Below are 9,573 nucleotides of genomic sequence, written 5' to 3'. Positions count from 1 at the left end.
GGGAGGCCGGGGGTGCGCCCCCGGCCTCCCGCTTTTCTGGTCCCCACCCGGAAAGGGGCCGTCGCGGAGGGACATCCGCCCGTTCCTGCGCGGATGTTCACGGTAACGTCAGCCGACTCCTCAGCGGCGAGGAGGTCGGCGGGAGCTCGTGCACTCGCCACTGCCGCTCGGGGCATTCAGCGAGGACCGACCCAGAGGACGACCATGCGACGACGACACGCCCTGCTCCCCGGAGCGCTCACCGGACTGCTGCTGGCCTCCGGGCTCGTCGCCGGAGGATCCGCCGCGGCTCCAGCGGCCGCCGCTCCGGTGGCCGCCGCTCCCGCCGCTCCCGCTCCCGCCGCCCCCGCTCCCGCCGCCCCCGCTCCCGACCGCCCCGTCGCGGCTCCGGACGCCGAGCCCACCGTGATCGAGCCGGAGGCGGACGCGACGACGCAGCAGGCCGCCCTCGCCCTCGACGCCGACTTCGTCGACGTCGAGATCCCGGCGCGCGCCCAGGTGCAGACGCACCGCGTGACGATCGCGCTCGTCGCTCCGCAGGGCACGGTCCCGGGCGGGTACACGACCGCCGACGCCGTCCGCGCCCTCGACCTCGTCGACCGGTTCTACTCCCGCGAGACCGGTGGGGCGATCCGCTTCGAGCTCGACCAGGTCGTCGACTGGCAGGTCGTCGACCAGCCGATCGGCTGCACGAACACGGGCGGGCTGCAGGACTGGATCGCGCAGAGGACCGGCTGGCAGCGCGGACCGGGCAAGCACCTGGTCGCCATGGTGCCCGAGGGCGACCCGTGCCCGAACTGGGCCAACGGCGAGCAGCCCGGCGATCCCGACGACGGCGGACGCGCGTTCCAGCCCGGACCGGACGCGTACTTCCTCGCGCACGAGCTCGGCCACAACCTCTCGCTGCCGCACGCCTACAGCGTGAACTGCGCCACGACCCGCGACTACGCCTCCACCCCGCTGCCCGCGGACTGCCGCCGCGAGGAGTACGGCAACCGGACCGACGTGATGGGCGACGCCTGGTCGTTCCTGCCGCTGTCGTCCCCGTCGCTGGCGCGCCTGGGCACGCTGCCGAACACCCGCCAGCCCGTCTGCGGCGCACCCCGCACCACGACCCTCGACACCCTCGGAGCCGGACCCGCCGGCCGGCGCGCGCTCACCTGGAACGACCCGCAGGACGCGGGCATCCGCTACTGGGCGCAGTACAACGACCGCGCCGACACGACGTCCGACGGCGGTGCGTACACGAGCCCCTTCCAGGTGCGCCGCGACGTCTCGGGCGTGCAGATCCTGCGCTCGAACCCGGGCCAGCCGTACGCCGGCGACCTGCTCGAGCGTCCGGGTGACGCGAGCGAGGCGAACGAGTTCGTGCTCGCCGGCGAGACCGCGGTGCTCAACTCCGGCATGTCGGTGCGGGTCGACCGGATCGACGCGCTGACCCGGCGCGCGACGGTCACCGTGACCGTGCCGTGCACCGACTACGTCGGCGACATCGCTCCGCTCGCCTCGTCGACGAGCGCCTCGTACACCTCGCCGTGGACCTCGGTCGGAGCGGTCGCCGACGGCGCCGCCTCGACGATCTGGGGCTCCTGGCCCCGGGTCGGAGAGCAGCACGTCGAGCTGCGCTGGCCGAGCGCCGCGACCGTCGACAGCGCCTCGGTGCTCTTCGCGAGCGACGCGGCCGACGCGGACGGACGCGGCCTGATCCCCGCGCGGTCGTGGCGGGTCGAGCACCTGGTCGGCGACGTCTGGACTCCCGTGAGCGGAGCGGCTCCCGGCCGCGAGCGCGACGTGCTGAACCGCGCGACGTTCGCTCCGGTGACCACGACGGCGCTGCGGCTCGTGTTCACGGCGTGGGGCGCCGGCGAGTACGGCGGATCCACGGGCGTGGCCGAGATCGAGGTGAACGGCATCGCCGTCGCGGCCTCGGCCGAGGCGCGCGGGACGCTGCAGAGCGTGCCGACCGCGACGACCCGCGACCTCGCGCAGTCCGTGCTGGTGCGCGACTCCTCCGGTCGCGCCCTCGCGGGCCGCTCGGTCGGCTTCGCGATCACCGGGCCGGCGGCCTTCGAGAGCGGAGCGACGACCGCCGCGGTGCTCTCGGGCGCCGACGGCGTCGCCGCGCTCCCCCGGATCCGCACCGGGTCCACGGCCGGCACCGTCTCGATCACTGCGCGCGTCGACGGCGTGACGACGGCACTGGCCGGAGCGAGCGTCGTGCCCGGCGCCTCCGTCACGGCGAAGGCGACCTCGCGGGTGATCCTCGGGAAGGTCGTCGTCACGGTGACGGCGACGAACACCGGCCGCGCGGCCGCCGATCTGACCGTCGCGACGCCCTACGGGACGGCGTCCTCGGCCGCGGTCGCCCCGGGCGCCACGGTGACCAAGGTGTTCCGCACGGGCAAGAGCTCGATCGCCGCGGGCACCGGCACGGTCACGGCCGTCTCGGGCGGCTCGCGCGCGAGCGTCTCGGTGGTCATCCCGCGCGCGTGACCGGGACGGGGGCCGCCCGCCCGAACGGACCACTCCGTCCGGGCGGGCGGCTGCTGTTAGCGTCGAGGTGACGTGCCCGGCGACGTGCCGCGGCGGAGTGATCGGGGGACACGATGAGGCGGACGACCGCAGGGATCGCACTGGCAGGAGCACTGCTGCTCGCACTGACGGGATGCGCGGGCGGAGGCGGGACGGTGGGCGAGGTCAGCACGCCGAAGCCCATCCCGACCCTCACGCCGACGGCCGCCGCCCCCGCGGCCCCGGCGGCCGCCGCGCAGCTGGGCGAGCCCGAGCTGGCGGCCGTGTTCACCGGCATCCAGTTCGTCCCGGACCAGTACGCGAGCATCCAGGAGATGCTCGACTCGATCTACCCGGGGCTGACCGCGACGGATGCGAGCTGCCTCTCACCGTTCGGGCTGGGCTGGGACACGGCGTCGCCGGGCTCGACGGTGCAGTACGGCACGAGCAACGACCGCTCGATGACCTCGGTCGTCGCGAGCGCGGCCGACCCGACCGCCGCCTCCGCCCTGGTGGCGGACGCGAAGGGCGCCCTCGAGCGCTGCGCGAGCGGCTCGGCGCTGTTCGCGATGGAGGGTGTGCCGGTGCAGACGACGGTCGCTCAGACGGTGCCGGCGACGACCGGGACCGACGAGTCGGTCGGCTGGACCGTCACCGGCGCGGTGGGCTCGAGCCCGTTCACTCTGGTCGGGATCACGGCGCGGGTCGGCGGGAACGTCGTCGCGCTGGTCGGCTGGGATCCGGCGACGAACGCGTCGTACGTGCCGCAGGCGACGCAGATGTTCGTCGACGCGCTGTAGCGGGGGGATCGGCCGCGGGGTCGGGTGCCGCTGGCGGCGCTTCCGCAGAAGTTGCGGTAACGCCGAGCGGTTACCGCAACCTGTGGAGAAGCGACTTCGCGCGTCTCCGCAGGGTCGGGTGCCGCCGCCTGCGCTTCCGCGGAAGCTGCGGGAAAGGCGCGCGGTTACCGCAACTTGTGGAGAAGGAGCGGCAGCACCTGCCGCGGCGTGGGGTGCCGCTGGCGGCGCTTCCACAGAAGTTGCGGGAAAGGCGCGCGGTTACCGCAACTTGTGGAGAAGTGAAGTCGGGCACCTCCGCGGGGTCGGGGCCGCTGCGGCGCTTCCGCAGAAGTTGCGGGAAAGGCGAGCTGTTACCGCAACTTGTGGAGAAGCAGCGGCAGCACCTGCCGCGGCGTGGAGTGCCGCTGGCGGCGCTTCCGCGGAAGTTGCGGGAAAGGCGAGCTCTTACCGCAACTATTGGAGCGGGGTCGCGCGGCGGTCAGGTCAGCCACGAGAGGCGGCCGCCGTGCGGGGTGGCGGACGCGAGCGGGACGCCGTCGGCGGCGAGCAGGAACGGGGTCGGCTCGGGCGCGGCGAGAGCGGCGCGGGGTGCGACGAGGTGCGCGAGCAGCGACTCCGCTTCGAGGGTGACGAGGCTCGCGCCGTGCGCCGCGACCGCGTCGAGCACGCGCTCGCGGGCCGGCCGCGGGAGGTAGACCAGCGTGCCGAGCGAGACGACGACGGCCCGCATCCCCCGCGGCACCTGGGCGAGCAGGGCGGGCAGCGCGTCGGCGGCGTCGCCGGCGACGATCGGCGGAGGATCCTCCCGCAGCACCGCGACGGCCTCGCGCAGCCGCGCGGTCCGCTCCGGCCGGTCCGGCGGCAGCAGCGCCTCGAGCCACGCGCGGTCGTCGGCCGAGCGCACGTCGAGGGGCCGCAGGTCGAGTCCGCGCCGCCACGCCACGACCGGGAGGCGCGCGGGCGCGGATCCGCCGGTCACGGCGCACTCGAGCAGCGGGCCGCCCGAGCCCAGGCGCACGGTGTCGTCGCCGGTCTCGAAGGCGTAGGAGTAGCGCTCCGGAGCGAGGCAGAGACCCGCGGAGGCGCCGATCTCGATCAGCGCGATCGGCTCGTCCGGCTCGGTGATCCGCTCGAGGGCCGCCACCAGCGGCGCGCACCGCAGCGCCTCGTTCGTCTGGGTGAGGCGCTCGGCCGCGACCGGTGCGACGCGCGGCCACTCGGCGACGAGCCAGTCGGCGAACGCCTCCGTCGGCGCGCCCAGGTACCGGGCGACCGAGAAGAGGAGGGAGGGCTGGCGGTGCGCGCGCGGCAGCTCGTCGATCAGGGCGAGCAGGTCGTCGCGTCCGGCGACCTCGAGTGCCCAGCCCACCTGCAGCTCGGATGTCTGCGCGAGCTCGCGGGCGGCCCGGCGGTACCAGTCGGCGGTCGAGTCCATGCCCCCATCCTGCGCGACGCGGGCGGTGGTCAGCGCTCGAGCAGGGGCGGGTGGTCGCCGTGGCGGTGCACCAGCTTCCAGCCCCGGCCGTCGAAGCGGCGGTAGACGTGGGTGACGCGGAGGACGAGCGGGCGCGGCTCGCCGCCGTCGAGGCGGGTCGAGCCGAGCTCCCGGCCGACCGTGTAGGCGAGATCGCCGGAGGCGTGCACGACGTCGTAGTGCGGGCGCAGCTCGCCGTCGGCGAAGCGGCTCGCGACCCAGCCCAGGGTCTCGTCGATGGCGGCGCGGCCTCGCTCGATCGTGCCGAACGCGCCGTAGAGGGTGGAGTCGTCGATGTCGGCCCAGCAGCGGCGGTACGGATCGGCGTCACCCGCAGCCATCGCGACGAGCGCCTCCTCGACCGTCGCGATCGCGGCGACGAGGTCGGCCGGGAGGTCGCCCGGAAGGTCGGCCGCGGGCTCGAAGGTGTCGCTCATGCGGGGACTCTACTGCCGGGGTCGTCGGCGGACGAAGGGTCCGCCGACTGCTCGATGTCGGTGGTCGCCGGTAGAACGGACCCATGTCCGCCACCCGGGAACGCACGCTGCTCGACGTGCGGCGCATCTACGCCGAGCCGGCGGCGCTCGAGCAGCCGCGCGGGCAGGAGATCGTCGCGCGCTGGCCCGGCGCCGAGATCGTGCCGGTCGAGTCGCACTGGATGATCCCCGAGGTGCACGGCGACGAGACCAACGTGGCGCGCTGGGTGCGGATCAAGACCGAGGCGCTCGTGCTGGGCGTCAAGAAGTCGCTGGTCACGCGTCCGAACGGCCGCTCGGCCGACTTCATCGCGCCGTCGCACGCCAACGGCTGCGCGATGGCGTGCGTCTACTGCTACGTGCCGCGGAGGAAGGGCTACAGCAATCCCGTCACCGTCTTCACCAACATCGAGCAGATCCAGCGGCACCTCGCCCGCCACATCGCCAAGCAGGGACCCAAGACCGAGGGCAACCAGTGCGACCCCGACTCATGGGTCTACGACATCGGCGAGAACAGCGACTGCTCCGTCGACGCGATGCTCAGCGAGAACGTGCGCGACCTCTGCGAGCTGTTCCGCATGTCCCCGACCGCGAAGGCCTCGTTCGCGACGAAGTACGTCAACCGCGAGCTGCTCGAGTGGGATCCGCTCGGCCGCACGCGCATCCGCTTCTCTCTGATGCCCGCCGAGACGGCGAAGGTCACCGACATCCGCACCTCGCCGATCGCCGAGCGGATCGCCGCGATCAACGACTTCGTCGACGCCGGCTACGAGGTGCACGTCAACTTCTCGCCCGTGATCCTCACCCCCACCTGGCAGCGCGACTGGGCCGAGCTCTTCGAGCAGCTCGACGCGGCGCTGCACCCGCGGGCGAAGGCGCAGCTCGCCGCCGAGGTGATCCTGCTCACCCACAACGAGCGGCTGCACGAGGTGAACACGGGCTGGCACCCGAAGGCCGAGGAGCTGCTCTGGACCCCGGGTGTGCAGGAGTCGAAGGTCTCCGAGAACGGAGCGGTGAACATCCGCTACCGCCGCGACCTCAAGCGCGCCGCCCTCGATCGGTTCCTCGCCCTGCTGCAGCAGCAGCTGCCCTACTGCCGCGTCCGCTACGCGTTCTGAGTGGCCCCCGACGCGGCGTGGAGACCCTCCGCTGAGGCACCCCACAGGCGCCTGCGGGCAGCTCGCAGCACGGTTTCGCAAAGCGGATAGGAACCGGGATCGCCCCCTGCCCCTCCCCTACTTTGGTGTCACGGCGGGATGAGCGATCCCCGTCGGCCCCACCGCCCCGCGACTCCGCCCCCGGAACCCGGGCGACGCGCGGACGCCGCTCCTCCCAGCCGGCACCGCCTTCCGAACTCCCCACCCCCGACGGATCCGTCGGGTCGCCCCGCACGAGTCGCGGCCGACACCGCGGCGATCACACAGAACGGACCTCCGCACATGGGCTCCCTCCTCTACGGCACTCCCGCTACCGCCCACGACATCGACGACCGCGCCCTCGCGCACCTGCAGATCGTCATGATCAACAAGTTCCGCCGCAACGAGGCGTTCGCCTTCCAGATCGAGGCGTCGAACACCCACGGCACCGGACGCCAGACCCTGTGGCTGCACCCCGCCATCCCGCTGCAGTTCTCGTTCAACGGGAGCCGCATGCCCGCGATCAACCCCACGTGGGTCCGCTCGCTGATGGAGGAGGCCAACAGCGGCCGCGGCCTGCGCGTCATCCCGGAGCCCGCACCGCAGCCCGAGAGCGTCGGCCTGACGAACGCGGCCTGACCCACGATGACCTCCTCCGGTGACGTCGAGCACGACCCGGGGGGAGCCTCGCGAAGGGGGAGCACGATGACCGGCACCGCACTCGAGGCGCCCACCGTCGAGATCACCGACTTCCTGGGTCTCGCCGGCCGCGAGGATCCGCAGTCGGTCTTCACCTGCTCCTCCCGCGTGCACGGAGTGACCGGCATGCTCCTCGTCCTCCCCGACGCCCTCGTCCTCAGCGAGGACGACGGCACGGTCCGGATCCCGGCGGACGAGGTCGACGCGTGGTGGGACTCGTCCTCCGGCGACGTCTTCTCGCTCGCCGTGCAGGGACGCCACCGGCACTCGGTCGTCCTGCTCTCGGAGTTCCGCAGCGCGACGGTGCACGCGATGACCCGGGCGTACGGGCCTCTGAATCGTTTATCCGCTTAACGAACTGCGCCCTCCCCCGCATCGACGCGAGGCCCTCCGGCGTGGCACGCTCCTCGGGATGAACGACTCCTCCCCCGACGTCGTCCGCTCCGACATCAGCGGCCACGACATCGACGAGGCCCGCCAGATGTTCGAGGGGGCCTACAACGGCCACCGCTTCGCCGTCGAACCCGGCGAGGACTTCGCGTACCGCTACACGTCCGTCGGCGACTCCGACATGACGCTCCGGGGCAGCTACTTCGGCGGATCCGTGCAGGGCCGCATCCAGACCGAGGGCGAGTACGTCGTCTCGTGGCTGACCGCCGGCACCGGAGTCACCGACATCGACGGCGACCCGGTCGCGCTGCAGCTCGGGCAGCCGGCGATGTTCGTGAACGGCCGGCCGACCGCCTTCGAGTTCCACGACTACCGGCAGAACCTCATCCACTTCGACGGCGCCTACCTCGAGGGCATCGCCCAGGACGTCGAGGGCGTCGAGGGCGGACCGCTGCTCTTCGACTCCACCGCGCGCCCGACCGGGGAGACGCTGCGGCGCTGGTCGGCGACCGTCGCGGCGATCGCGCGCGTCATCTACTCCGACGAGAGCACGCCACTCCTGCGCAGCGAAGCGAATCGTGCGGCGGCGATCGCGCTGCTCGAGACGTTCCCGCACGCGGTCCTCGCCGCACAGGCCGATCTCCTCGTGCCGCGCAGCGGACGGCTCCGCACCGCCGTCGAGTACATGTACGAGAACGCGCACCTGCCGATCCGCACGGAGGAGATCGCCGCGGCCGCCGACATGAGTCTGCGCACCCTGCAGAGCGAGTTCCGCCGCGAGTTCGACATGACCGCGCTGGACTACCTGAGGCGGATCCGCCTCGACGCGGTGCAGAAGGAGCTGCGCGGGACCGACTCCGGCACCGTCACGGTCACCGAGGTCGCGCACCGCTGGGGCTTCGCGCACCTGGGCCGGTTCTCGGCGTCGTACGCGCACCGCTTCGGCGAGAGCCCGAGCACGACGCTCGAGAAGTAGCGTTAGAGGAAGTCGTCGTCGTCGATCTCGGCCGGCTGCGCCTGCGGCCGCGCGGGCTGCAGGCGGCGGGTCTTCTCGCGCATCGACTCCACGGCCTCGGGGTCGTCGAGGTCGACGCCGCGGTCGAGCGCCGGGCTCGCGAAGAGCTGGCTCGCCGGACCCAGCAGCAGCCGCGTCTCGCCGAGCATGCCCTCGTCCGACAGCGACGGCACGACGACGAGGTCGGACTTGCCGACATTGGCCAGCGCCTGCGCGTACTCCACGACCGCCGTGCAGATGGTGTCGCCGAGGAGCACGTAGCCGCTCGCGTAGTAGAGCTTCTGCATGGTGTCCTCCCGATCGTGCGCCGTGCGGCATCCCCGCACCCGTCTATCTCGACGGTAGGACGCCGCCACCGGCGGACCCACCCCTTGACGAGGCACGCCGGAGGCCCCCTCCGCGCATCGGTCCGCTCGCGCGATGCCACGACGTCGCGGAGGCGTCTGCAACCGAGGGTGGGGCAGGCGAACCGCCGCTGGAGGGGCCGCGCGACGATCTCGCCCTCGGTTGCGTACGCGGCTCCCGCAGAAGTAAGGCTGAGGGGCCGGATGCGGCCGTGGATCGACGAGTCCGGGCGCTCAGCCTTACTTCTGCAGGCGGATCGGCGCGCACCGTCACTCCGACGCGCGCGCCACCGCCTCGAGTCGCGCGCGGTGCGCGGCCCACCAGGCCGCGTCGCCCTCGGGCAGGTTGTCGCCCTCGCGGCGGAGTCCGACGCGCCCGTCGATCAGCTCGCGGACGATGTCGGCGTGACCCGCGTGCCGGTGGGTCTCGACCGCGATGTGCACGAGGATCCGGTGCAGGGTCACGTCGCGGTTCGTCCACCACGGCACGACGCCCGGGGCGTCGAGCGGCAGGGCGGCGACGACCGCGTCGGAGTGGGCCTGCACGCGGCGGTAGTGGCCTACGACGTCCTCGCGCGACTCCTCGGCCGTGGCCCACATGTCGGAGTTCGGCTCGGAGTCGTCCTCCATCCAGGCGAGCCGCTCGGGGAACGGCCGGCCGAAGACCAGGCCGAGGTAGCCCGCCTCGGTGCCCGCGACGTGCTTCACCAGCCCGAGCAGATTGGTGC

At 73.1% G+C, this 9,573-nt stretch carries 10 protein-coding genes; 6 read left to right on the top strand and 4 right to left on the bottom strand.

Translation table 11 applies throughout. The features are described 5' to 3' along the window. Positions 1 to 204 precede the first annotated feature (204 nt). Together ASF46_RS00890 and ASF46_RS00885 are read left to right on the top strand one after the other, a co-directional pair. Positions 205 to 2,493: an Ig-like domain-containing protein gene (locus ASF46_RS00890; protein ID WP_056866034.1), complete on the top strand. Its 2,289-nt coding sequence runs from the start codon at positions 205 to 207 to the stop codon at positions 2,491 to 2,493. A gap of 113 nt (positions 2,494 to 2,606) precedes the next feature. After that, positions 2,607 to 3,311, top strand: a complete 705-nt coding sequence (locus ASF46_RS00885) for a hypothetical protein (RefSeq protein WP_157602118.1) — start codon at positions 2,607 to 2,609, stop codon at positions 3,309 to 3,311. A 478-nt stretch (positions 3,312 to 3,789) separates the two neighbouring features. On the opposite strand, the gene ASF46_RS00880 is transcribed toward ASF46_RS00885, so the two are convergent. Both ASF46_RS00880 and ASF46_RS00875 read right to left on the bottom strand, forming a co-directional pair. Continuing rightward, entirely contained in the window at positions 3,790 to 4,746 is a 957-nt protein-coding gene (locus ASF46_RS00880; protein ID WP_056866032.1) for a DUF2332 family protein, read from the bottom strand. A 29-nt stretch (positions 4,747 to 4,775) separates the two neighbouring features. Beyond that, the gene (locus ASF46_RS00875; RefSeq protein ID WP_056866031.1) at positions 4,776 to 5,222 is read right to left on the bottom strand and encodes a YybH family protein; all 447 of its coding nucleotides are present in this window, start codon (positions 5,220 to 5,222) and stop codon (positions 4,776 to 4,778) included. An 83-nt stretch (positions 5,223 to 5,305) separates the two neighbouring features. On the opposite strand from ASF46_RS00875, the gene ASF46_RS00870 reads away from it, so the two are divergent. The 4 genes from ASF46_RS00870 (at position 5,306) to ASF46_RS00855 (ending at position 8,462) form a co-directional block, all read left to right on the top strand. Next, complete coding sequence (locus ASF46_RS00870; protein WP_056866030.1) at positions 5,306 to 6,379, top strand: spore photoproduct lyase family protein; 1,074 nt, start codon at positions 5,306 to 5,308, stop codon at positions 6,377 to 6,379. A gap of 321 nt (positions 6,380 to 6,700) precedes the next feature. Next, positions 6,701 to 7,036, top strand: coding sequence for a hypothetical protein (locus tag ASF46_RS00865; RefSeq protein ID WP_055785367.1), 336 nt, complete (start codon positions 6,701 to 6,703; stop codon positions 7,034 to 7,036). Between the two features lie 66 nt (positions 7,037 to 7,102). Next, positions 7,103 to 7,450 carry a hypothetical protein gene (locus ASF46_RS00860; protein ID WP_056866029.1) on the top strand — a complete coding sequence of 116 codons (348 nt, stop codon included), beginning with the start codon at positions 7,103 to 7,105 and terminating at the stop codon, positions 7,448 to 7,450. Positions 7,451 to 7,508: 58 nt separating this feature from the next. Next, positions 7,509 to 8,462, top strand: coding sequence for an AraC family transcriptional regulator (locus ASF46_RS00855; protein ID WP_056866028.1), 954 nt, complete (start codon positions 7,509 to 7,511; stop codon positions 8,460 to 8,462). Positions 8,463 to 8,464: 2 nt separating this feature from the next. Here ASF46_RS00855 and ASF46_RS00850 read toward each other — a convergent pair whose 3' ends face one another. Both ASF46_RS00850 and ASF46_RS00845 read right to left on the bottom strand, forming a co-directional pair. Further along, on the bottom strand, positions 8,465 to 8,788 hold the full coding sequence (locus ASF46_RS00850; protein WP_056866027.1) for a hypothetical protein: 324 nt from the start codon (positions 8,786 to 8,788) through the stop codon (positions 8,465 to 8,467). A gap of 327 nt (positions 8,789 to 9,115) precedes the next feature. Beyond that, positions 9,116 to 9,573, bottom strand: a 458-nt coding sequence (locus tag ASF46_RS00845) for a DinB family protein (protein ID WP_056866026.1), incomplete at its 5' end; no start/stop codon positions are given.

The sequence above is a fragment of the Rathayibacter sp. Leaf296 genome, assembly GCF_001423045.1.
Taxonomy (GTDB): domain Bacteria; phylum Actinomycetota; class Actinomycetes; order Actinomycetales; family Microbacteriaceae; genus Rathayibacter; species Rathayibacter caricis.
Note: the sequence above shows the minus strand (reverse complement) of the source record. Positions and strands in the feature narration are given on the sequence as shown.

Coding starts and splice junctions, on each gene's coding strand:
- ASF46_RS00865 (WP_055785367.1), top strand. CDS start 6,701: ATGGGCTCCCTCCTCTACGGCACTCCCGCTACCGCCCACGACATCGAC.
- ASF46_RS00875 (WP_056866031.1), bottom strand. CDS start 5,222: ATGAGCGACACCTTCGAGCCCGCGGCCGACCTTCCGGGCGACCTCCCG.
- ASF46_RS00860 (WP_056866029.1), top strand. CDS start 7,103: ATGACCGGCACCGCACTCGAGGCGCCCACCGTCGAGATCACCGACTTC.
- ASF46_RS00880 (WP_056866032.1), bottom strand. CDS start 4,746: ATGGACTCGACCGCCGACTGGTACCGCCGGGCCGCCCGCGAGCTCGCG.
- ASF46_RS00870 (WP_056866030.1), top strand. CDS start 5,306: ATGTCCGCCACCCGGGAACGCACGCTGCTCGACGTGCGGCGCATCTAC.
- ASF46_RS00890 (WP_056866034.1), top strand. CDS start 205: ATGCGACGACGACACGCCCTGCTCCCCGGAGCGCTCACCGGACTGCTG.
- ASF46_RS00885 (WP_157602118.1), top strand. CDS start 2,607: ATGAGGCGGACGACCGCAGGGATCGCACTGGCAGGAGCACTGCTGCTC.
- ASF46_RS00855 (WP_056866028.1), top strand. CDS start 7,509: ATGAACGACTCCTCCCCCGACGTCGTCCGCTCCGACATCAGCGGCCAC.
- ASF46_RS00850 (WP_056866027.1), bottom strand. CDS start 8,788: ATGCAGAAGCTCTACTACGCGAGCGGCTACGTGCTCCTCGGCGACACC.